Origin of the sequence: Nonomuraea sp. NPDC003709, from assembly GCF_040610775.1 — a bacterium.
Classification (GTDB): domain Bacteria; phylum Actinomycetota; class Actinomycetes; order Streptosporangiales; family Streptosporangiaceae; genus Nonomuraea; species Nonomuraea angiospora_A.
The window spans coordinates 130,608-151,802 of sequence record NZ_JBEXMW010000019.1 but is presented as its reverse complement, the minus strand read 5'-3'; the positions used below and the strand labels follow the sequence as shown (position 1 = coordinate 151,802).

At 71.7% G+C, this 21,195-nt stretch carries 24 protein-coding genes; 15 read left to right on the top strand and 9 right to left on the bottom strand.

The window, feature by feature from the left end:
* Positions 1 to 24 precede the first annotated feature (24 nt).
* The 7 genes from ABZX61_RS44375 to ABZX61_RS44345 all read left to right on the top strand — a co-directional run bounded on the left by ABZX61_RS44375 (position 25) and on the right by ABZX61_RS44345 (position 7,328).
* Entirely contained in the window at positions 25 to 735 is a 711-nt protein-coding gene (locus ABZX61_RS44375) for a hypothetical protein (RefSeq protein ID WP_355203661.1), read from the top strand.
* Positions 736 to 785: 50 nt separating this feature from the next.
* Positions 786 to 1,274, top strand: coding sequence for an Ohr family peroxiredoxin (locus ABZX61_RS44370; RefSeq protein WP_355203658.1), 489 nt, complete (start codon positions 786 to 788; stop codon positions 1,272 to 1,274).
* A 237-nt stretch (positions 1,275 to 1,511) separates the two neighbouring features.
* Positions 1,512 to 2,594: a ribosome small subunit-dependent GTPase A gene (gene rsgA, locus ABZX61_RS44365; RefSeq protein ID WP_355203655.1), complete on the top strand. Its 1,083-nt coding sequence runs from the start codon at positions 1,512 to 1,514 to the stop codon at positions 2,592 to 2,594.
* A gap of 530 nt (positions 2,595 to 3,124) precedes the next feature.
* A complete protein-coding gene (locus tag ABZX61_RS44360; RefSeq protein WP_355203983.1) occupies positions 3,125 to 3,634 on the top strand; it encodes an N-acetyltransferase in 510 nt (169 codons plus the stop codon).
* A gap of 124 nt (positions 3,635 to 3,758) precedes the next feature.
* On the top strand, positions 3,759 to 4,745 hold the full coding sequence (locus tag ABZX61_RS44355) for an NAD-dependent epimerase/dehydratase family protein (protein WP_355203652.1): 987 nt from the start codon (positions 3,759 to 3,761) through the stop codon (positions 4,743 to 4,745).
* Between the two features lie 120 nt (positions 4,746 to 4,865).
* The gene (locus tag ABZX61_RS44350; protein WP_355203649.1) at positions 4,866 to 6,281 is read left to right on the top strand and encodes an MFS transporter; all 1,416 of its coding nucleotides are present in this window, start codon (positions 4,866 to 4,868) and stop codon (positions 6,279 to 6,281) included.
* Between the two features lie 138 nt (positions 6,282 to 6,419).
* Entirely contained in the window at positions 6,420 to 7,328 is a 909-nt protein-coding gene (locus ABZX61_RS44345) for a MerR family transcriptional regulator (RefSeq protein WP_355203646.1), read from the top strand.
* Between the two features lie 386 nt (positions 7,329 to 7,714).
* Here ABZX61_RS44345 and ABZX61_RS44340 read toward each other — a convergent pair whose 3' ends face one another.
* The 4 genes from ABZX61_RS44340 to ABZX61_RS44325 form a co-directional block, all read right to left on the bottom strand.
* A complete protein-coding gene (locus ABZX61_RS44340) occupies positions 7,715 to 8,497 on the bottom strand; it encodes a MerR family transcriptional regulator (RefSeq protein WP_355203644.1) in 783 nt (260 codons plus the stop codon).
* 131 nt (positions 8,498 to 8,628) lie between these two features.
* Positions 8,629 to 10,194: a serine hydrolase domain-containing protein gene (locus ABZX61_RS44335; RefSeq protein WP_355203642.1), complete on the bottom strand. Its 1,566-nt coding sequence runs from the start codon at positions 10,192 to 10,194 to the stop codon at positions 8,629 to 8,631.
* Positions 10,195 to 10,549: 355 nt separating this feature from the next.
* Positions 10,550 to 11,416, bottom strand: a complete 867-nt coding sequence (locus ABZX61_RS44330) for a TIGR03620 family F420-dependent LLM class oxidoreductase (protein WP_355203639.1) — start codon at positions 11,414 to 11,416, stop codon at positions 10,550 to 10,552.
* Positions 11,413 to 12,315 (bottom strand): NmrA family NAD(P)-binding protein, encoded by a 903-nt coding sequence (locus ABZX61_RS44325; RefSeq protein ID WP_355203637.1) that lies wholly within the window; start codon positions 12,313 to 12,315, stop codon positions 11,413 to 11,415. The genes ABZX61_RS44330 and ABZX61_RS44325 overlap by 4 nt, the downstream gene beginning before the upstream one ends.
* 112 nt (positions 12,316 to 12,427) lie before the next feature.
* Between ABZX61_RS44325 and ABZX61_RS44320 the strand changes: the two genes are divergently transcribed.
* Complete coding sequence (locus tag ABZX61_RS44320) at positions 12,428 to 13,027, top strand: helix-turn-helix domain-containing protein (RefSeq protein ID WP_355203634.1); 600 nt, start codon at positions 12,428 to 12,430, stop codon at positions 13,025 to 13,027.
* 71 nt (positions 13,028 to 13,098) lie between these two features.
* Here ABZX61_RS44320 and ABZX61_RS44315 read toward each other — a convergent pair whose 3' ends face one another.
* The gene (locus tag ABZX61_RS44315; RefSeq protein ID WP_355203632.1) at positions 13,099 to 13,278 is read right to left on the bottom strand and encodes a hypothetical protein; all 180 of its coding nucleotides are present in this window, start codon (positions 13,276 to 13,278) and stop codon (positions 13,099 to 13,101) included.
* A 261-nt stretch (positions 13,279 to 13,539) separates the two neighbouring features.
* On the opposite strand from ABZX61_RS44315, the gene ABZX61_RS44310 reads away from it, so the two are divergent.
* From ABZX61_RS44310 to ABZX61_RS44300, 3 genes are all read left to right on the top strand, one after another.
* Positions 13,540 to 14,088, top strand: coding sequence for a YciI family protein (locus tag ABZX61_RS44310; protein ID WP_355203630.1), 549 nt, complete (start codon positions 13,540 to 13,542; stop codon positions 14,086 to 14,088).
* A 29-nt stretch (positions 14,089 to 14,117) separates the two neighbouring features.
* The gene (locus ABZX61_RS44305) at positions 14,118 to 14,384 is read left to right on the top strand and encodes a hypothetical protein (RefSeq protein WP_355203628.1); all 267 of its coding nucleotides are present in this window, start codon (positions 14,118 to 14,120) and stop codon (positions 14,382 to 14,384) included.
* A 225-nt stretch (positions 14,385 to 14,609) separates the two neighbouring features.
* Positions 14,610 to 14,867, top strand: coding sequence for a hypothetical protein (locus tag ABZX61_RS44300; protein WP_355203626.1), 258 nt, complete (start codon positions 14,610 to 14,612; stop codon positions 14,865 to 14,867).
* A gap of 20 nt (positions 14,868 to 14,887) precedes the next feature.
* On the opposite strand, the gene ABZX61_RS44295 is transcribed toward ABZX61_RS44300, so the two are convergent.
* Positions 14,888 to 15,277, bottom strand: a complete 390-nt coding sequence (locus ABZX61_RS44295; RefSeq protein WP_350736276.1) for a cupin — start codon at positions 15,275 to 15,277, stop codon at positions 14,888 to 14,890.
* 38 nt (positions 15,278 to 15,315) lie between these two features.
* The gene (locus ABZX61_RS44290) at positions 15,316 to 16,758 is read right to left on the bottom strand and encodes an MFS transporter (protein WP_355203623.1); all 1,443 of its coding nucleotides are present in this window, start codon (positions 16,756 to 16,758) and stop codon (positions 15,316 to 15,318) included.
* A 450-nt stretch (positions 16,759 to 17,208) separates the two neighbouring features.
* Between ABZX61_RS44290 and ABZX61_RS44285 the strand changes: the two genes are divergently transcribed.
* Positions 17,209 to 18,348 carry a tyrosine-type recombinase/integrase gene (locus ABZX61_RS44285; RefSeq protein ID WP_355203620.1) on the top strand — a complete coding sequence of 380 codons (1,140 nt, stop codon included), beginning with the start codon at positions 17,209 to 17,211 and terminating at the stop codon, positions 18,346 to 18,348.
* 33 nt (positions 18,349 to 18,381) lie between these two features.
* Here the strand turns inward: ABZX61_RS44285 and ABZX61_RS44280 are convergent, their stop codons facing one another.
* Positions 18,382 to 18,801: a hypothetical protein gene (locus tag ABZX61_RS44280; RefSeq protein ID WP_355203617.1), complete on the bottom strand. Its 420-nt coding sequence runs from the start codon at positions 18,799 to 18,801 to the stop codon at positions 18,382 to 18,384.
* Positions 18,802 to 19,141: 340 nt separating this feature from the next.
* Between ABZX61_RS44280 and ABZX61_RS44275 the strand changes: the two genes are divergently transcribed.
* Both ABZX61_RS44275 and ABZX61_RS44270 read left to right on the top strand, forming a co-directional pair.
* Positions 19,142 to 19,534 carry a hypothetical protein gene (locus ABZX61_RS44275; RefSeq protein WP_355203614.1) on the top strand — a complete coding sequence of 131 codons (393 nt, stop codon included), beginning with the start codon at positions 19,142 to 19,144 and terminating at the stop codon, positions 19,532 to 19,534.
* A gap of 13 nt (positions 19,535 to 19,547) precedes the next feature.
* On the top strand, positions 19,548 to 19,829 hold the full coding sequence (locus ABZX61_RS44270) for a hypothetical protein (protein WP_355203611.1): 282 nt from the start codon (positions 19,548 to 19,550) through the stop codon (positions 19,827 to 19,829).
* Between the two features lie 24 nt (positions 19,830 to 19,853).
* On the opposite strand, the gene ABZX61_RS44265 is transcribed toward ABZX61_RS44270, so the two are convergent.
* Positions 19,854 to 20,243, bottom strand: coding sequence for a hypothetical protein (locus tag ABZX61_RS44265; protein WP_355203608.1), 390 nt, complete (start codon positions 20,241 to 20,243; stop codon positions 19,854 to 19,856).
* A 292-nt stretch (positions 20,244 to 20,535) separates the two neighbouring features.
* Here ABZX61_RS44265 and ABZX61_RS44260 point away from each other — a divergent pair, with 292 nt between their 5' ends.
* Positions 20,536 to 21,147 carry a DUF4158 domain-containing protein gene (locus ABZX61_RS44260; RefSeq protein WP_355203605.1) on the top strand — a complete coding sequence of 204 codons (612 nt, stop codon included), beginning with the start codon at positions 20,536 to 20,538 and terminating at the stop codon, positions 21,145 to 21,147.
* Positions 21,148 to 21,195: the final 48 nt, after the last annotated feature.

Genomic DNA, 21,195 nt, shown 5'->3' with positions numbered 1-21,195 from the left:
TCCTGGCCGTGAGGGTGGCCGGACATGACCGACGTGAGCGCCGGGACGCTGGCGGAGATGCTCGACGAGCGGCAGCACCTGCTCGAGATCGCCTTGTGGATGTTCGGCTCGGAGAGCACGGCTGACCGGATCGTCCAGGAGACCTATCGCCGCTGGTACGCCCTCGACGACGAGGAACGCGCCGGCATCGCGGTGCCGCGCGCCTGGCTGACGCGGGTCGCCGGAGGCATCTGCCTGGAACTGCTCGCCGCCCCCGGCCCCCTGCCCGGACCGGGTACGGCCGAAGCGCCGTCCCCCGCCGCCGCCCCGGCACCCCGCCCCCAGCCCGCCAGGCGCCCGGCACACCAGCAGGCCAGGCCGGACCGGGCGATGCTCGTCCGGCACGACCGGGTCGCGCGCCGCTTCGCGGCGGCCTGCGACCTGGGGGACACGGCGGCGCTGCGGGCGGTCCTGGCCGCGGACGCGATCGTCGTCAGCGACGGTGGCGGCAAACTGCGTGCCCCCGTACGCCCCACCTACGGCGCGGACGCGGTCGCCCGGTTCGTCACGTCCTTGCTGGCCGGCCGGCCCGGCACCGAGGTGGCCGTCGAGTCCGTGAACGGCCGGACGGGCCTGGTGCTGCGCCAGGCGGGCCGGGCCGTGGCGGTGGTCGGCGTGAGCGTCGCCGAAACCGAGATCACCGCGGTGTGGATCGTCCTGAACCCCGACAAGTTGCAGCGCTGGCACCGCCCATGACCAGCATGCCCTCACCCCAGGCGCCTCATGCGCCGCTGAAAGGCGGACCGGTGAACGAACCGATGCTGTCCACGGAGCACGACTACAGCGGCTCCACGTTCAAACCCCTCTATGTCACGCGCGTCGCCGTCAGCGGCGGCAGCTCCGCCCACGGCCGGGCCACCGGCCGGGCCCGCTCCGCCGACGGCACCCTCGACCTGCAGCTGCGGATGCCCGAGGAGCTCGGCGGCGACAATCCCGGCCCGAACCCCGAGCAGCTCTTCGCCGCCGGATACGCCGCCTGCTTCCACGGCGCCCTCAGCCTGCTGGCCCGCCGGCACCTCCTCGACCCCGCGTCGATCACCGTGGAGGCGAGCGTGGCCTTCGGCCGCGACCCGGCCGACGGCGGCTACCAACTGAGCGCCGACCTCGTCGTGACCTGGCCCGGAGCCGACCCCGACCGGGTCACCCCGCTGCTCGCCCAGGCGACCGCGCTGTGCCCGTACGCCAAGATGACCCGCCAGGGCATCCCCGCCACCATCAACCTCGCCACCCCCTGATCTTTGCGGGGGACCGCTCATGCTGCTATCTTGACCAACGCAAGACACGTTCGTGACAACAGGAACTCTTCGAGGGAGGTGAGGTTAAATGACCGTCGTGGTGATGGCTGCCATTTGCGGCACTCGGTCCATCCTCACGTCCCCGGGCCTTGGCTGACCTTTCGAGGCGCCTTCCCTGGCACGGATGCGGCATGTCCCATCCGCCAAGGCCCCTTTTCTGCAAAGGGTTCCATTCCGTTGTCATTCGAGCATTCCTTTGACGATGGCCTGTCCGCGTACGGTTGGGACGCAGGGCTCGAACAGTCCTTCGCCTCCTACCGCTCCGCGAGGCTCATTCCCGCCCGCGTGGTCGGCGTCGATCGCGGCGCCTGCGACGTCATCATCGAAACCGGCCCGCTCCGGGCCCGCCTTTCGCTCCCGGCGGTGGCGGATCCGGTCGAGTCCCCGTGCACGGGCGACTGGGCGGCGCTGCGGCCCGGCCCCACGCCCGAGCTGGTCGCGCTGCTGCGACGGCGCGGTGTCATCGTCCGGTCGTCGGCGTCGCGTACCTCCTACGGCCAGGCCCTGGCCGCCAACGTCGACACGGCGGTCGTGGCCGTCTCACTCGGCGGCCCGCTGAATCCGAGCCGGATCGAGCGGTTGCTGGCGCTGGCGTGGGAGAGCGGCGCCCAGCCCGTGATCGTCCTGACCAAGGCCGACCAGTCGGCCGATCCCGGCCAGGCGGTGACCGCCATCACCGAGCTCGCCCCGGGTGTGGAGATCATCGCCACCAGCGCCGCCACCGGCCAGGGCATGGACACGCTCACCGCGGCGCTCACCGGCACCGTGGTCCTGCTCGGCCCCTCCGGAGCGGGCAAGTCCACGCTGGGCAATGCGCTGCTGGGCACCGAGGTCCTGGAGACCGGCGACGTACGCGCGCAAGACGGCAAGGGCCGCCACACCACGGTCCGCCGCAGTCTGGTCCCGCTTCCCGGCGGCGGCGTGCTGATCGACACCCCCGGTCTGCGCGGCGTCGGCCTCCTGGACGCCGACGAGGGCCTGCAGCAGGTCTTCGCCGACATCGAGGAGTTCGCCGAGCAGTGCCGCTTCGGCGACTGCGACCACGACTCCGAGCCCGGCTGCGCGGTCCAGGCGGCCATCGCCTCAGGTGATCTGAGCGAACGCCGCCTCGACAGCTACCGCAAGCTCCAGCGCGAGAACGCCTGGGCCAGCTCCCGCAGCGACGCGCGCCTGCGCGCCCAGCACGACGATCGCAAGAAGGCGATCACCCGCTCGCTGCGTGAGACCTACGCCTTCCGGGACCGGCAGCGCCGGTCGTGACCAGGTCGCGGGCCGCGCCGCGGCCCGCTGGCCTCCCTTCTACTGAAGGAACATCTGGCACAGTGCCCGATTTCAACGATGACGCGATCATCAACGCGTTCTACGACCTGCATCGCGACCTGCCCCGCCAGGGGCCCGGCTCCGATGCCACCACGCAGCGGCTGCTGACCCTGGCCGGCCCGCTGCCCGACCGGCCCAGGACGCCGGACCTGGGCTGCGGTCCAGGCCGCGCCGCACTGCTGCCGGCCCTCGGCGACGTCCTGGTGGTCACCGAATGCGAATGGACCACCCCCGACCCCGCCCCGGACCTGCGCGCCTACTGGGATGAGAGCCACCCGCTGCGCAGCACCGAGCAGAACCCCGCCGCCGCCGATCCCTCGGTCCCCGGCATGGCCCAGGCCATCGCCGCCACCCGCCAGGAGATCGACCTGCGCCGCCGGTACGCCGCCGACTACGCCTACACCGGCGACGTCCTGCGTACCGCCACCACCAGCCCCACGACCACTCCCATGACGAGAGACGAGAACACCATGTCGCACACCTGGATCACCCGCGCCGAGACCCCTCAGGACATCCCCGCGATCCGCACGGTCGCCCTCGGCGCCTTCCCCACGCCACTGGAGGCCGACCTCATCGAGGCGCTGCGCGTCGATGAGGCCTGGTCGCCCGAGCTGTCCATCGTCGCCCAGGCCCCCGACGGCACCGTGGCCGGGTACGCGCTGCTCACCCGCTGCCACGTCGACGCCGCTCCGGCCCTGGCCCTGGGCCCGTGCGCGGTCCTGCCGGAGTACCAGAGGACCGGCGCCGGCTCGGCCGCCATCCGCGCCGGTCTCCAGGCCGCACGCGACAAGGGCGAGAACCTCGTCCTCGTGCTCGGCCACCCCGAGTACTACCCGCGCTTCGGCTTCACCCCGGCCTCGGCGTACGGGATCCGCCCCTCCTTCGAGGTGCCCGACGAGGCGATGATGGCCCTCGTCTTCGACGACGCCATCGCGGTGCCCAGCGGCACCATCGTCTACCCCGCGCCCTTCGGCGTCTGACGCTCAACGGGCCTGCCCGGGACGAACCGCGTCCCGGGCAGGCTCCGCTCCGCTCTCGGCGAATCCGGTGCGCTGTCAGTGAACCCGGCTGGGTGCTCGGCGTTTGCAATGATTGGGTGTCGGAATGGAGATCTTGGTTTTGGGGGGAACGGCCTGGCTGGGCCGGGAGCTGTCGCGGCAGGCGATCGAGCGCGGCCATCAGGTGACGTGCCTGGCGCGCGGCGAGAGCGGCCAGGTGGCGGACGGAGCGAGGCTGGTGGCCGCCGACCGGCGCGATCCTTCGGCGTACGAGCCGCTGCTCGACCGGGAATGGGACGCCATCATCGAGGTGTCATGGCAGCCGGGCTTCGTCCGCGAGGCCCTGCACGCGCTGGGCGACCGGGCCCGGCACTGGGCCTACGTCTCCTCCGTCAGCGCCTACGCCTCCCATGCCGCACCGGACGCCGACGAGTCCACGGCCCTGCTCCCCGCGACCGATCGCGACGAGGTCGACCGCGACCTGTACGGCGAGGCGAAGGCCGCCTGCGAGCTGGCGTCCACGGCGGCCGTGGGCGAGCGCCTGCTCATCGCCCGCGCCGGCCTCATCGGCGGCCCGGGCGATCACAGCGGACGTACCGGCTACTGGGCGGCCCGTGCCGCCCGCGACCGGCAGGGGCCGATGCTGGTGCCCGACGCGCCGCACCTGCCGACCCAGGCGATCGACGCACGCGACCTGGCAGCCTGGCTGCTGGACGCCGGCGAGAAGGGCGTCGCCGGCACCTTCGACGCTGTCGGGCCGGTCGTTCCGTTCGGGGAGTGGATCGAGTTGTCCCGTGCCGCCGGCGGGCACACCGGCCCGGTGGTCACCGCCGAGTCGGCATGGCTGCTGGCGAACGGCGTGGCCGAGTGGATGGGGCCCGAGTCGTTGCCGATGTGGCTGGTCGAGCCGGGCTGGGAAGGGTTCGCGTCCCGGACCGGGGCCGCGGCGCATGCCGCGGGGCTGCGCCATCGGCCCCGGGCGGAGATGCTGGCCGACACGCTGGATTGGGAGCGAGAGCAGGGGCTGGAGCGCGGCCGGCGCGCCGGCCTCAGCACCCAGCGCGAGCGCGAACTGCTCGACGCCCTCGGCTGACGGCCCTGCGCGGGCCGGGGTTCCACCGCGGGTTGAAGCTCTCCCGCCGCCCGGCCCAGCACCGTCACCCGGCAGGCGGCGCAAACTCTCCGGCACCGGTTCAACGACAGCCTTGAAGCCATGAGTGCTGACGACTACGAACCGATATCCGGGGGAACCCACGCCGAGGCGGGGCTGCCGGGTCCGATGATCGTGCTGGCCGGCGGGGTGCTCGTCGGTGCGATCAACATCTACCTCGCGGCGAGCCTGCTGCCGACCGCGGTGGCCGACCTCGGCGGCGCGGGCTTCTACGCCTGGAACATGACCATCTACCTCGTCGCCATGGTGATCGCGACGATGCTCGCCGGCCGGTTCCTGTCCCGGTGGGGGAACGTCGGCGCGTACCTGCTGGGCTTCGCCGTCTTCACGGCGGGTTCGCTGGCCTGCGCGCTGAGCCCGGCGATGGCGGTGCTGCTGGCCTCGCGCGGCGTCCAGGGGTTCGGGGCGGGGCTGCTGTCGGGGCTGGGGTTCGCCGTCATCCGGTCGGCGCTGCCGCCCCGGCTCTGGACGCGCGGCACCGCGCTGATGTCGGCGATGTACGGCGTCGGCAACTTCGCCGGTCCGGCGCTCGGCGGCCTGTTCGCCCAGCTGGGCTCGTGGCGGCTGGCGTTCGCGGTGATGGCGGCGGTCTCGGCGGCGTGCGGCGCGCTCGTGCCCCGCGTGCTGCCGCGCGGCCTGTCGCACGACCGGGACCTGCGCCCGCCGGTCCCGGTCGTGTCCCTGCTGCTGGTCATGGCGGCCGCCGGGGCCGTGAGCGTGGCGGGGGTGCTGGCGGGCACGCTCGCGAAGGCGGCCGGCATCGGGGCGGCGGCGTTGCTGATGGCCGGGTTCGTCATCCATGAGCGGGGCAGTGAGCTGCGGGTCTTCCCGCAGGCGACGTACCGGAGCGGTTCGTCGTTGAAGTGGGTCTATCTGACGCTGGGGCTGCTGGCCTGCGGGGTCGCGGCCGAGTCGTTCCTGCCGCTGTTCGGCCAGCGGCTGGCCGGGCTGGCGCCGCTGGTGGCGGGGTTCTTCGCCGCGGCCATCTCGTTGGGCTGGTCGCTCACCCAGATCGGCAGCGCGTCGGTGACGGGCGGGCGCGCGGTGCGCCGGCTGCGCGTGCTCGGCCCGGTGCTGCTGGCCGCGGGCCTGCTCGTCCAGGGGCTGCTGCAGCGCGAGGAGACGCCGCTGTGGCTGGTGGCGGTGTGGGTGCCGGTGCTGTTCGCGGCCGGGGCGGGCATCGGGCTGGCCTATCCGCACCTGTCGGTGGCCGCGATGTCCAGTACGCGGGATCCGGAGGAGGGCAGGCGGGCGGCCGCGGGGATCGCCACGGTGACGAGTCTGTCGATCGCGTTCGGCACGGCGGTGGCGGGCGTCCTGGTCAACCTGGGCGGCGCGTCGATGCTCGACTCGGCGCGGTACGTGTTGTTCGGGCTCGCGCTCCTGTGCGCACTCGGCACCTTGACCGCACACGCGGCAAACCGGACGGATCCCGCGCTCGCCGCGGATCGCGATTGACGCTGCCGTGGGTCGGGGTTGGTACCCGATGACAGCGGATGTCGTTCTTGGTCTGCGCCCCTTCAACGGCTGCTCCACGGCGAGAATCTCCGACAAATCGCTTGAGGTTCCACCGGGTGGAAGGTGCAGATTTGAATCATGAACGACGCGACGGGTCTGTACACGATCGGGCAGCTGGCCCGGCGTACGGGGCTGCAGGCGCGCACCATCCGCTTCTGGTCCGATTGCGGTGTCGTCCCCCCGGTCCAGAGGTCGGGGGGCGGCTACCGGCTCTATGACGCGGAGGCGGTCGCGCGGCTGGACCTGGTTCGGACGCTTCGCGATCTCGGGCTCGGTCTCGACGCCGTCCAGCAGGTGCTGGAGCAGCGGGCCACGCTGAGCGAAGTGGCGGACCTGCACGTCAAAGCGCTCGACGCCGAGATCCGCACCCTGAACGTACGCCGGTCCGTCCTGCGCGTGCTCGCCAACCGTGACAGCTCAACCGAGGAGATCGCATTGATCAACGCACTGGCCCGACTGTCGGCACGGGAACGTCAGCAGATCATCGACGATTTCGTCGACCGCGCGTTCGCCGGCGTCGTCGACGAGGACGCCGCGCTGGTCGCGGGCTGGATGCGCGACCTGCCGCCGGACCTGCCCGAGGACCCCACCTCCGAACAGATCAACGCGTGGGTGGAACTGGCCGAACTGGTGGGCGACGACGGCTTCCGGCAGACGGTCCGAGGGATGGTTCTCAGCGGCGAGGACGACAACCGCCTGGAGTACGGCCTCAACCTCCGGCCCTTGGTCCTGGAGCACGCGGGCGCCGCTCTGTCGCGCGGCATCGCGCCGGAATCGGCCGGGGCGCGACCGATCCTGAAGCGGATCATCCCCGACGACCTTCCCGCCGAGGAGACCGCCGCCGTGATCATGTGGCTGGACATGGTCGCCGAGCCCCGGGTGGAGCGGTACTGGCAGCTCCTGAGCATCCTCAAGGGCCAGAAACCGTCCCCGCCGGCGGTCCCGGCCTTCGCATGGGTGCTGGCCGCGCTGCGCGCCCACCGCTGATCCGCCCGGCTCAGCCCGCTTGGTCACGTCCACCTCAACGTCCTGGGCCGCTACGCCATCGCCTCCTCCGCGCCGGCCGAAGGGCCTGCGGCAGCTCGGCGAGATACCTGACGTGCCCGAGGGCGACGGCGGCGTGGACGAGGAGGGGGCGTGGCGGCCAGGATCGCGGCCACGACCGGCGTCCCTGTCCTGAGGCTTTCCTTGAGCTGGACGGCGAATCGTCCGTCGTGCCCGGCCTGGCTGCGCGATTCTGCCCTTTTGGCCGCTCCTTCGAAGGACGCGTGGATGGCTGAGGCGATGCACCCAGCGTGGGACGAGCCGCTCCAGCGGCGTCTGCCGGCAGATCCCGGCCGGTCCCCGGGCCGAAGGACTGGGGACCGGCGCGGTCAGTGGGTGTCTGGTCTGGGGATATGGATGCCGGCGGCGCGGAGCTTGGCCTCGACGAGCGCGATCCCCCGGGCCGTGGCCGATCCCTGCTCTTCGCCGTGGTGGGCGATCAGCGTGTACCGGGCTGCGGCGTCGGTGCGGGCTTGCAGGCCGGTCACGATCTTCAGGTGTGCGGGATTAGCGAGGAAGTGGTCGGCCATGGCGGTGGCGAGTTCGGCCAGGCGCGGGTCGTCCGGCTTCCATGTCGTGGCTTCGATTGCGTGCTTGCTCAACGCGACGAAGCGGGGGTCGTCGAGGGCGTGCTCGACATGGGTGAGGTAGTCGTCGAAGCCCTCGGGGACCAGGGCCCTGGCCAGCACCCAGCCCTCCCTGGTGGCCGCCACCTCCTCCGCGGGGAAGCCGAGGCCGGACAGCCGCTCCAGCAGCGCCACGGCGCGGTCCGGCAGCAGCGCCCGATCTCCGTCGGCGAGTCGATGCAGCGTGTCGCGGCGCGCGATCAGCTCCTCGATCCGTTCGGTGAGCTGCCGCTCGACGTCGGCGAGCGCGGCGGCGAACAGCGCGGGGTCGGCGTCGAGCAGGGGCCCGACTTCGGCCAGCGGCACCCCGGCGGCGGCCAGCGTCCGGACCTGCACCAGCCGCAACAGCTCGGCCGATCCGTACCTGCGGTAGCCGGAGCTGTCGCGTTCCGGCTCCTTCACCAGGCCGAGCTTGTGGTAGTGGCGCACCGTTTTCACCGTGATGCCGACGAATGCCGCCGCCTGCCCGATCGTGACTCCGTTCATCTGCGCAATCCTGCCTTGTGCTCGAGCTCGGCGACTGGGCGGACCACAGCCGAGCAGGTGGCCCCCGTTCGCGTTCTCCCTGATGCACGACCGGAAGGGGTCGCCTTTCGAGGCGTACGGGTCACAGGTGTTCAGTCCGTCGGCTGAGCCGGATCGGCCTGCTCGCCGCAGAACACCTCGTTGACGAGCTTTTGCTGGGCGTTCTGGAACGCTGCTGCGATGGACAGGTCGGCGTCGTCCACCCAGTTCAGTGCGGCGGTCATGGTTTTGCTGCCGTCGGGGGTGCTGTACATCAGTGCCGCGGAGCCGACCGTGCCGCCGTTGTGGGTGATGACGGTGCCGCCGCAGTCCGTTTTCTGGACGAACACTCCCAGCCCGTAGTCCATGTTCGGGAGGCCCGTGGCGTGCGGGGTGCACATCTCGGCCAGCAGTGGGGCCGGCAGGAGCTTGCCGCCCAGCAGCGCGGAGATGAACGTGTGCAGGTCCTGGCTGGTCGAGATCATGTCACCGCCGGTGGAGACCCAGGAGGGGTTCTGGCGGGTGATGTCGATCGTCTTCTGCTCGCCGGCGTCCTCGTAGCGGTAGTAGACGTGGGCGTGCGGCTTGGGGATCTCCGGCGAGGCGTCCGGCACCACGGTGCCCGACAGGTTGAGCGGCCCCAGGATCAGCCGCCGCATCTCCTCGGCCAGTGAGCGGCCGGTGACCTTCTCGATCAGCAGCCTGGCCAGCACGTAGTTGGTGTTGGAATAGCTCCAGCCCGTCCCCGGCTCGAACCGGGCCGGCTTGGACAGCGCCAGACGTACCAGCTCCTCGGGCCGGTAGGTGCGGAACCGGTTGTCCACCCACTCTTTGCCCGTGGTGCTGTAGGGGATGGGGATCCCGTGCACGATCGTCCCGTCGTCGTAGACCTCGCCGGTGAAGTTGAACAGCCCGCTGGTGTGCTGCAGCAGCATCCGCACCGTGATCCGCCGGTCCAGCCCGAACTCGGGCAGGTAGTCCGCCGCCGGGGTGTCCAGCTCGATCCTGCCCTCGGCCACCAGTTGCAGCACCAGGGTCGCGGTGAAGGTCTTGGTGTTGCTGCCGATCCGGACATGCCCGTCGATCGGCGGCTTGGCGGTCCCGCCCAGCTCGCGTGCCCCGGCGCTGCCGGCCCACTCGCCGCGCTCATCGTGCACGCGCAGCGACACCCCGAGGAAACCGAATTCGACGATCTCCTCGATCGCCTTCTGCAGTTCCAGGCGATCCTGCCCGGCCGCGGCTTCCGGTACGGCCCCGCTGTCCGCGGTGGCTGCCCTGGCGGCGTCGAGGGCTTCGGTGATCTTGCGAGCCATCGCGGCCGCGGCGGGGCTCGGCGGGCCCTGGTGCGTCTGGGCGGTTTCGACAGCGATGAGAACGGTGCTGCGGAAGTTGCCGGCCTCGGCCGGGTCCTGCTGCTTCAGCAGGTTCATGGCCGCGGTCAGGGCCGGCAGCACGCGGTCGGCGATCTCGGCCACGGACTCGCCGGTCAGGTCCGAGACCTCAGGGTAGTCGGCGAGCACGTGTCCGGTCAGGCCGGTGGCCGAGCCCAGCGCGATGCTGCCAGTGGTGGCGATCTTGTGGGGCTTGCCGGCGGCGCCGGCGGCGGCCATCAGCGACACGGCGCCGTACGCGGCAATCCGCAGGGTGCTCTTGTCCTGGTCGGAAAGGGTGATCGTCATGGTGGTTTGTCCTTTGAATCTGTTATGTCCATGTCGGCGTCGCGCCGCTGCGCCGAGCTTCCACCCTGACCCAAGGTCAACCTCAACCGTGATCTAGCTCACAGCCGCATTGGGGTTTGAGCCAGCTTCGGGTGGAGGAAGCCGTCACCCGCCGGGTGACAGTCGCATCTCGCACCTGCGTACCCGCGAAGGCATGGCCCTGGCGAAGAAGAACGGCAAAGCTCAAGGGCAAGCAACCCAAACTGCCCGAACCCGCCCGACGCTCCATCCGCCGCCGCTACGCCGAGGGCGAGGTCTCCCTGGCAGACCTGGCCACCGAGTACAGCGTCGGCCGCTCCGCTGCCGGGAGCCCCGTTCACAGCAGCAGCGTGGCGAGATCTTCCCATTGACGCAGTGGCGGCCGGTCTGGTGTGGCCGTGAGCACGTGCAGGCTGACGTGATCCGCGCCGGCCTCGAGGTGCTCGCCGACGCGGCGCGCGACGTCCTCGGGGCCGCCGGTCGCCACCAGCGCGTCGACCAGCCGTTCGTCCAGTGACTCGGGGTCGTCGAAGCCCAGATCGCGCAGTGGCGTGAGCCGGTTGGGCAGGGCGGCGGCCGCGTGGGCGCGGGCCAGCTCGGCCGCGCGGGGCCGAGACGGGTCGAGGACGGCGAGCTGGGTGACCGCGAGCAGCGCCCGCGGCCCGAGCAGGCCGCGGGCGTGGCGGGTGTGCGCGACCGGCATGCCCAGCGGGTGGGCGCCAGCGGCTCGTTCGGCGGCGAGCTTGAGCATCTTCGGGCCCAGCGCGGCCAGGACCCGGGGCGCCGCCGGGACCGGCGGGCCGAACGGGGCGGCGTCCATCGCGTCCAGGTAGGCGCGCATGGTCGCGACCGGCGGGCCGAAGCGATGGCCGCGCACGTCGGTGACCAGGGCGGGATGGCCGACGCCGAGGCCGAGCAGGAACCGCCCGGGGAACGCCTCGGCGAGGGTGCGCTGCGCGGCCGCGGTGGTGACGGCGTCGCGGGCGTAGACGCCGGCGGCGCCGGTGGCGACGACGGTCCGCCGGGTGAGCGACAGCAGCAGGGCCGCCTGCGCCATGGCCTCGCGGCCGGTCGTCTCGGGGAACCACAGCGCCGGGTAGCCGAGGTCCTCGACGGCCGTGGCAGCTTCGCGCAGGACGGGGGCCGGATGGCGGTCCAGTTCGCCCGCCCAGATGCCGACCTGTCCGAGTTCGGGTGCGGTCATCGGGCGCTCTGGGCGGTCAGGAAGCCGTCGATCGCGGCCGCGCCGGTGCGGGCCAGCCAGGTACGCAGATCCATCAGCCCTGGGTGCAGCGCGCGGGCGAAGGAGACGTCGGCGCGCCAGCCGCGTTCGTTGAGCCAGGTGTAGGCGAAGGCGAACTCCTCGCCGGCCCGGGCGATCACTTCGATCGGGATCTGTACGTAGGGCAGCGGCCGGCCGACGGCCTCGGACATGGCCGCGGCGATCTCCAGCGGGGTCAGCTCGTCCCCGGCCAGGTCCACCGCGCGGCCGATCCACTCCTCCGGCCGGGCGAAGGCCAGGGCAGCGAAGGCGCCGACGTCGTCGACCGCCATGATCTGCTGCGGTACGGCCGGGTCGAACGCGGTGGTCACGGCGCCGTCGTGCAGGTGGTAGGCGCCGGTGTAGTTCTCCATGAACGACACCGGGCGCAGGAAGGTCGCGGGCAGGCCCAGCCGGGTGATGTGCTGTTCGATCCGCCACTTGCTCACCACGTTCTGCGGCAGCTTCTCGGTGTTGTGGCGGCCCGCGCCGGCGACGGAGGCGTAGACCAGGTGGCGCACGCCTGCGGCGTGGGCGGCGTCGGCGACGTTGCGGCCCCAGGCGACCTCGTGATCGGCGGTGAAGCCGGCCGGGGTGCCGGGGGAGCCGACGGTGGGCTGCACGCTGAACAGGCCGTAGGCGCCCTCGGCCGCGGCGGCGAGGGAGGCGGGGTCGTCCATCTCGGCGCGTACGAGCCGGGCGCCCGCCTTCGCCAGCGCCCGGGCCCCGGCGGCGTCCGGGTCGCGCGTCACCGCTCGTACGCGCCAGCCGCCGGTGAGCAGCCGGGCCGTCACGGCGCGGCCCTGCAGGCCGGTCGCCCCCATCACGACGATGGTCTTCACGATGCTGTCTCCAGAGGTTAGGGGCCATCCAGATAACCGGGGTGGCCCTCCGGTTCTGGGTGAGTACGATATGGAGGGCCACCCCGTTTTTGCAAGCCCGCTGGGAGACCACATGCCGCACGACAGCCGTACGACGTCGCCCGCGCGGCCGATGCGCGCGGACGCGCGCCGCAACTACGACCGCATCCTGGCCGTGGCCGCCGAGGCCATCGCCGAGCAGGGAGCCGAGGCGTCCCTGGAGGAGATCGCCCGGCGCGCCGGCGTCGGCTCGGCCACGCTGCACCGGCACTTCCCGGCCCGGCAGCAACTGCTGGAGGCCGTCTTCCGGGACAAGGTCGAGGCCCTGTGCGCCACCGCGGCCGACCTGGCCGGCGACCCGGACGCGGGGCACGCGCTGGTGACCTGGCTGGGCGCCGTCGCCACGCACGTCGTCTCCAACCGCGGCCTGGCGGCCTCGCTGATGCGGGGCGCCCACGACGGAGACCCCGCCCTGGGCGCCACCTGCCACACGATGATCGTGAGCGCCGGCGATGACCTCCTGGCCCGCGCCCGCCGCGCGAACGCCGTACGGGCCGACGTGGCCATCGTCGACCTGCTCACCCTCGTCAACGCCATCTGCCTGGCCGTCGAACACGAACCCGACGGCGCCGCCCAGGCCCACCGGCTCCTCGACCTCGCCCTCACCGGAGTGGGCCCCACGGGGGAGATGTGACGCCGGACGGTCGGTGCGGCGTACGTGCCGCCGAACCGGCCATCATCGCGGAGGTCGCCACCTACGCCTCCTCACCCACAGAGGTCCCCGGCCATCGCCACGAGCCACCAGAGCGGCAGCCGGGTCAGCCAGGACAGGCCGGCGCCCAGCGGGAAGGAGACCAGCATGCTCAAGGTGAGGGCGGCGTTTCCAGGGTTGCCCTCGTCACCCACGAACGCGCCGATGAAGACGGCGGACGCGACGAGACCCACCCCAAGACCGACCAGCGCCGCCCTCGCCGAGCGGGTCGACGAACTGCGGCGCCAGGTCACAGCGCGTGAGGCGCTGCAGCCCGGCCAGAGAAGGCGCCGCCGTCACCGGGACGTCGTCCGACTCCACCAGGGTGAACAACGCTGACCGGTGCGAGCGGCAGTAGCGGCGGGTCGCCGTCAACGAGATGCCGGCGCCCGAACTCGGTAGCCGCGCCTGCCGGAATGGAGCCACCGGCGCGGAGCGTGGTAGGTACTCTCGGCATGGAATTCTTCTGTTATCACCGTGACCGGTCCGACACCGCGGCGCTGCGCGTCGAGCTGGTGGAAGAGCATTGGTCCTACATGGACCGGTACGCGGCGGAGATGATCGCCCGTGGCCCGACCTTCGGCCGCGGCAGCGAGCGGGCCACCGGCAGCGTGCATATCGTCGACCTGCCGGATCCGGCCACCGCGCGGGCGTTCGTGTTCGATGAGCCCAACTACCAGGCCGGTGTGTACCGGGATGTGATGTTGCGGCGATGGCGCAACGTGCTGGGCCGCACCATGTGGGATTTCCCCGGCGGCAGGGAGGGCGGCAACCGGTATCTGGTGCTGGGCCTCGGTTTCGGGCAGGCGGCCGACCTCGTCCCGCCGGCCGGCCGGGACGAGCTGATCGCGTACGGGCCGCTGCTGTCCGACGACGGCGCCACCTGGCTGGGTACGGCGCTGCTGGTCCGGGCGCCGGACCCGGACGTGGCCCGCGCCGTCCTGACCCAGGACCGCTATGCCGACATCGAGGTGCATGACTGGGAGTTCGGCGGGCGGCGGTGATGAGCACATGACCGTTTTAGGGTGGCGTCATGCTCGTACTGGGGATCGAGGTGCCGGACGACCTGCTCCAACGGTGGCTCGGGTGGTTCGCGCCGCCGGTGCAGCCCTTCGTCATCCCGTCCGATCTCGCCGGCTCCCTCGATCTCGAGGATGACCGGGACCGGCTCACGCCCGAGGTCAGGGACACCTTCTACCTCTACGGCCTGGGTTCGTCGGCGCTCGTGTGGCTGACCGAGGCCGGCGCGCGCTGGCTGCCGGCCTCGGTCAGGCGCAGCCAGCCCGCGGCGCACCGCTGACCCGGCTCGATCGCCGGGCGTGAGGTCGAGACGGTCGTCGCGTACGTCGAGAAGGGGCGCCGCCCCAGCCGGCACGGCGACGTCGCCCCCGCCACGTGGGACGCCATCGCCTGCGCGCTGCCCGGAGCGCGGCACCTCGCCGGGACCTTCCCCGCCCGGAGCGGCCCCAACTGCTTCGGCACGGTGATGGCGGCCTGCGGCGCCGAGGGCGCGGAGGAGAGGTGGATGCTCCGCGAGCTGTTCGAGGACTGGCTCGCGGAGCACACCGTGAAGGGAGGGCATGACGACGAGCCGGGGACCGTCCTGGTCTGGCGGGGTGCCAATGGAGCCGCGCAGCACGCCGCGGTCACCCTCGGGGACGGCTGGGCGCTTCACAAACCCTCGCAGGGCTGGTTGAGCCCGACGAAGGTCCTCGCCTCGCAAGACCTGAAGCACAGCGCCCGAGCCGGCGGACAGCGCCTTCACCGACGCCACCTTCGGTGACTTCGCCACCCCGACCTGGCCTAGGCTTCGGTGCGCTTCTCCAGCCGGCTGCCCCGCGGCAGGGTGACGGCCATGATGTTGCTGGGGATGTCCAGCTCGATGCGGTGCCATCGGCCGCGCGGGACGATGGCGGCGGTCCCGGCTGTCAGCCTGATCTCCTCCTCCTGCTGCCCCGGCCGCTCCGGCCGCAGGTAGAGGCGGATCTTCCCGACGAGGCACGACACGACCTCCTCGGCCTCGGGATGGACCTCCCAGTGGTCGGCGTGGACGTCGGCGCCGGTCTTGGCGTGGAAGGCCGTCAGCTGCCAGCCGTCCTGGTCGGCGTCCATGGTCGCCTTCCCGGCGTGGATCTTGCCGCCTTGGCGCAGGTGAACGGAGGACGCGAAGAGATCGATCGGGTTCACAGACATGCCGAGACGCCCCTTTTCTGCGGTGGGTGAATCGCCGGTCAATCCCGGGCGGAGAGCGGAACGCGGTCATCGGGCTGCTCGGCCCGTGTGGGCGGGCTGGTCCGGCGCAGGACCGTGAGGGCGATGAGGACGGCGCCGAGCAGGAGGACGGCGCCGAGGCTCAGGCCGAGCGCGTAACCGTCGTTGAGGGTCTCGGGCGTGACAGCCCGGCCGGTGCGGTTGTGCGCGACGGTGCCGAGGGCGGCCAGCCCGAGTGAGGCGCCGATCTGGCGTGAGCTGTTGAGCAGGCCGGAGGCGGTGCCGGTCTCGTGGGCCGCGACGCCGACGGTCGCGGTGGAGACGACCGGTCCGAGGCAGAGCCCGAAGCCGACGCCGGCGACGATCGGGGGCCCCAGAACGTCGGTGACGAAGGCGCCGTCCGGGCTGATCAGGCCGAACCAGGCGAACCCGGCCGCCGTCAGCAGCCCGCCGATGACCAGAAGGGTACGTGGCGCGAGCCGGTAGCCGAGTTTGACGGCCAGTACGGATCCGGCGACCACGCCGAGCGCGAACGGCAGGAACTCGACCCCGGTCAGGGCCGGCCCCGTCCCGAGCACGCGTTGCAGGTACAGGGACGCGAAGTAGAAGGCCGCGGCCATGGCCGCCCCGACCAGGAGGTTGTAGGCGTTCGCGCCGGCGACCGAGCGGTTGGCGAACAGGCCGAGCCGGATCAGCGGTTCGCGGGCCGTGGTCCGCTCGACGAGGATGAACGCGGCCAGCAGCACGGCCGCGACCGCCAACGTCGCCACGGTGACCGGCGAACTCCACGCGTACCGGTCGGTGCGGACGATGCCGAACACCAGCAGGGTCATGCCCGCCGTGGCCAGGACCGCGCCGAGCACATCCGGACGGGCGGCGCGCACCGCAGGCGGCCCCGCGGCCACGGCCCGCCAGGTCAGCGCCAGCGCGCAGGCGGCCATGGGCACGCTCACGAACATCACCCAGCGCCAGCCGGCGTACTCGGTCAGCAGGCCGCCGATCAGGACGCCGAGCGCGCCTCCGGCGGCGTTCGTCGCGCTCCAGATCCCGAAGGCGCGCACGCGTTCCTTGCCCGCGGGGAACGTCGTGGTCAGCAGCGCCAGCGCGGCCGGAGCCAGGGCGGCGGCCCCGATGCCCTGCGCGGCCCGGGCGGCGACCAGCTGACCGGGTTCCTGGGCGAAGCCGCCGGCGAGCGAGGCCAGGCCGAACAGGGCGAGCCCGAGCAGCAGGACCGGCTTGCGGCCGTAGCGGTCGGCGGCCTTGCCACCCAGCAGGAGCAGCCCGCCGAAGGTGAGCGCGTAGGCGTGGATCACCCAGGTCAGGCCCACCGCGCTGAATCCGAGGCCGGCGGCGATCTGCGGAAGCCCGACGTTCACGACCGACAGATCCAACGACACCATGAACTGCACGACGGCCACCGCGGCGAGGGTGAGCCCCGGCCGGGCACCCGGCTCGGCGGGCACGCTTCGGCCTGCTGATTGTCTACTGGTCAACGCGGCTCAGTCCTTTGAGCCGGAGGGGTCGTCACGGTTCGGACCCGGCTGCGCGGCGGCGATGCGGGTGGGGAGCCCGGTGGATGTATCGGCTGGGGTCGTCATGACCGCAATCGTCGTTCAACTGCTGCTCGGGGGCGTCCTGCAAGCGAAGTCATCTGCCGCTACCGCCCCGGGACCAGCGACCGACCGGACTACGCCGCCGGGAGTAGTCGCCGCTGCAGCACCGCCGGGCGCACGCTGGACACAGCGCTTCCGTTCCACCCCCGCTCCGCCGCCGGCCGCGCGGGCGCCTGCGTTCAAGCTTCGGCGAGGATCTGGTGGCGGTTTGCTGGAGTTCGAGTCAGTGGCTTTCTGGAACGACTCCTCGCGACGAATGATCTTACATGCCAATGTCTCTTATCATGTAAGATCGTTTTTGTGACCGTTTCCCCCTTACGCCACGACTCGGCCCCCGACGAACAGGGGGTCGCCATCACCGTGTCTCGCCCAGCCGTACGAGGCGCCCCGCCCGCGAGTGATGAGTACGAGCTGGCCGAGCTCATGCGAGCCTCCGGCACGAACCCCATCGTGCTCACCTCCACGGCCGGATGGCTGTCCAGCGAGAAGCGCAGCTCCCCGAAGACGCGCCGCGGCTATTCCCAGGACCTGTCGTTCTGGCTCGCCTACATCCTGGCCCGCGGCCTCGACCCTATGGACATCGCGCCGATCGAGGCCGACCTGTACGGCGCGGCCCTGCGTGACGCGGGCCTTGCCGCCTCGACCCGCGCCCGGCGCATCTCCGCGGCATCGTCGTGGTACCGGTACCTCGTGCGCGCCGGCGCCGCCGCCCGGAACCCGTTCCTCGACATGGAGCGCGCGCAGCCCTCGTCCCTGTCGACCACGCGCGGCCTGGCGAAGGCCGACATGGACCGGATGCTCGCCTGGGCCAAGGCAGAGGCCGACAAGACCGCAGCCGCGCATGAGGATGGCCGGGCCGCTGCGTCCAGGGTCCGGGACAGCGCCCGAGCGTACGCGATGCTGTGCCTGGTCGTTGTGACAGCCTGCCGGGTCGGCGGTGTCATCGAGTCCCGCCTGTCGTCCCTCGGGTGGGACACCGGCCACCGGGTGATCGACCTGCCCGTGAAGGGCCCGGCCGGGAAGACGCTGCGGCTGGCTGTTCCGCCATACGCGAGCGCCGCCCTCGACCGGTACATCACGCTGCGCGGCGGCGACGAGGGCCCGCTGTTCCGCACGGACACCGGTAGGCCGCTCGACCAGCCCGCGATCTTCAGGAAGATCCGCGAGATCGCTCGCAAGGCCGGGGTCCCGCACTGGGATGCGATCTCCCCGCATTCGCTGCGGCACGCGGTTGCCACATACCTGCTCAGCGAGGGCGTGGAGCTCCACGTCGTGCAGGACCTCCTCGGCCACGCGGACCCGCGCACCACCCGCCGGTACGACAAGGAGCAGTCCGCGCTGAACCGGTCGCCGGCCTACAGGCTCGGCCAGGCGTTCGCGCAGGGCGAGGCCGCGCACGAGTCCGACTTCCGCGACGAGGCCGAGGCGGTGGCGAAGTGAGCACCGTCCATGAAGCACCTGCCCAGGGGCCTTTCACATGCCCTCACCGGCACCGAAAGGCCCCTTGCCGCCTTGGACAAGAGCCCTCGCCCGCTGACGTACCGCCTGCATCCAACCCTGCGGATCCGCATCGTAGAGCTCGCACTTCTCCTGCCAGCGGGCGAGTCCATCACAGATGTCGTCGAGTGAATGAAGCCACTCGCCTTCGCCCGCCGTTCCGTGCCACACGACGCCGGGACGACTTGGATCACGACAAAGATCGAACCCATGCAGGTACTGCAGAGCCGTGAGGACCAAGGGAGGGCAGTAGGCGGATGCCCCCTCACCCTCCACCCACGGAGCCGCCCAGGCATGCACGGCCTCACGGGTCACGTCACCTGCTGCCAGCGCTCGCCATCGAGCAGCCACATCCTCGCGGCTTGGCGGTGGCAGCGGCGACTTGGGATCGCTCATGCGCCCACCATTCCAGCCATGCAAGCCATGGGTCCACGCCGATCAACCTCTTGGTCACCCCTGCTGACACCGACGACGCGCTCGGCCTCCTTCCGGAAGGGCCCTTTCATGTGGTGGCACTCGAGCGGGACGGCCGCCGGCGCGGCATGCTCGTTCACCGCGGCTTCTGGTATCACAACGTGCCCCGGCTGATGCTGTCGTGCCGCCTCCGCGGGCACCGGCCGGTGGTCGACGGGCATGGTCCGTGCGTACCGGGTGGGAACGCGGCGCGTCGGGTGGCGTGCGATCGGTGCGGCGACCTGCCCCGCGAAGCACTTCGAGCTCGGCCATCGGTACACGAATGACCTGTACCGGCCGGGGTTCATCCAGGCCATGCGCGTGCTCGGCGCTCTTCCGCCGCCTCTCCGCGCGGCACCTGGGCAGCGTGCTGCGGCCCGCGTTCGAGCTCGGCGCGACCATCAGCGACATCCAGCACACCCTCGACCACCGGCCGGACGGCACTCCGTCGCTTCACACCCATGACCCCCGCTGGCTGCCGAGCTGGATACGGCACCGACTGTCCGCGTGGATCACCCCGGACGGGCAACTCGTCACCCCGTGGCCGATCCGGCAGCGCGCTGCCGAACACGCGGCGCTGGTGGCCGAGCAGCACGCCCGCCGCGACGCGTACGAGCGGGCGAACCAGACCCGGCTCGGCGGCCCCATCAGCTACAGCGAGAGGTGGACACGATGACCGATATCCCAGCGTGGGCGCAACCGGCCACGCAGCAGTCCTGAACGCGGGCTGGCGCGTCTCGGACGTGCTGTACGTCCTGGACACCCAGCCGGACGGCTCCGAGCCGCGGGCCCAGACGGAACCCACCACGGCCTGCAGCCTGGTTCGCGCCCCTGGCCATCCCGGAGCCTGCCTCTCCGGCGAGGAGCAGGGGGCATCGGCCCCGCAGCGGCCCCGCATCGGCCGTCAGTGGGCGCAGTGCTGCCGGTACCTCGCTCAGGGCCCGGCCGACGGACCGCCGTCCGGGCCCTGAGCGGCGCAGCGCGTCGTGAGGCCGTCAGGCTGTCCTGGTGTCGGGCACAGTGCCGGGCTCGCCGTCAGACCAATCGGCTACTCCGGAAGCGCGGTGGTCGGTGCTGCCGTGGCCGGCAGCTTCGCTGCACCGGACCCACTGCCCGAGATACTCGCTGTCCGGGTGCTTCTTGGTGTCCCACGCCAGTTTCAGCGCACTGCAGTGCTCGCCGGGGGGATCCATTGCCCCCGGCAGCGGGAACAGGCCCAGAGCGCCCAGAGCGCCGTAGACGAGCTGTTGGGCCACAAACCAATCCACGGAATACTCTTGGGCTTTGCCGACGAGGGCATTCCCGACGTGGATATCCTCCTGTTCAGTCAGTAGGCGCAGGGGCGGGGGAAGCGGGACCGGCGTGGGGATCTGATCTTCGGACATGCCGTCACCATGGCATAGGGGCGCTGCCCCGTCACCATGGCCGCTTCGCGGACGGCGCCCTTCCCCCGGTCTCCTGCGTCGTACCTCGCTGGTCTGCCGCAAGCGGGGTTCAGAAACGCGGCTCGATGCACCTTTGGGGATTCCGGGCCCATGCAGGGGGTCCCGGTAGCAATGAAGAAATTTCCAACGAAGTAACGCCTGACGTGCACTAACGACCGCGTTTGACGGGTTGGTGATCACTGCCGCTACGTTCGTTCCGGTTTCGTCCGGTACGGCAGGTAGAGGTGGCGTGTTGTCCGAGAAGATGTTCTCCGAGGAGCAGCTGGAGCAGCTGCGCTCGTACCCGGAGATCACCGGCGATGAGTTGATCAGGTATTTCACGCCGACGGCGGCCGACGTGGCGTTCGTGAGTCCCGGTGGGCGGGGCCCTGTCGATCGGCTGGGCATGCTGGTCCAGCTCTGTACGCTGCCGTGGCTCGGGTTCGTGCCCGATGATGTGGCCTCGGCGCCGCCGGCGGCCGTGGCCCGGGTCGCGGAGCGGCTGGGCGTGGCGCTGGCGGCGCTGCGGCTGTACGGCAAGCGCGATCAGACCCGCTCGGATCATCTGGGCCTGGTCGCCAAGTATCTGGAGTGGCAGACGGCCCCGGCGGGCAGCCAGGCGATGAAGGAGCTGGAGCAGTTCCTGCTGGACCGGGCGATGGAGCACGATTCGCCGACGCTGCTGTTCAACCTGGCGCGCGAGTATCTGATGGCGGCCAAGGTGATCCGGCCCGGCGTGCTCATCTTGGCCAAGATGGTCGGCACAGCCCGCAAGTCGGCCGCCGATCTGACCTCGCAGCTGGTGGGGCACCTGCTGACAGCTGAGGTCCGCGCTGACCTGGAACGGATGCTGGGCTGGGGATGACCCGCTGGAGTGGCTGGTCAGCCCGGCCCGGGACGCCTCGGCGACGTC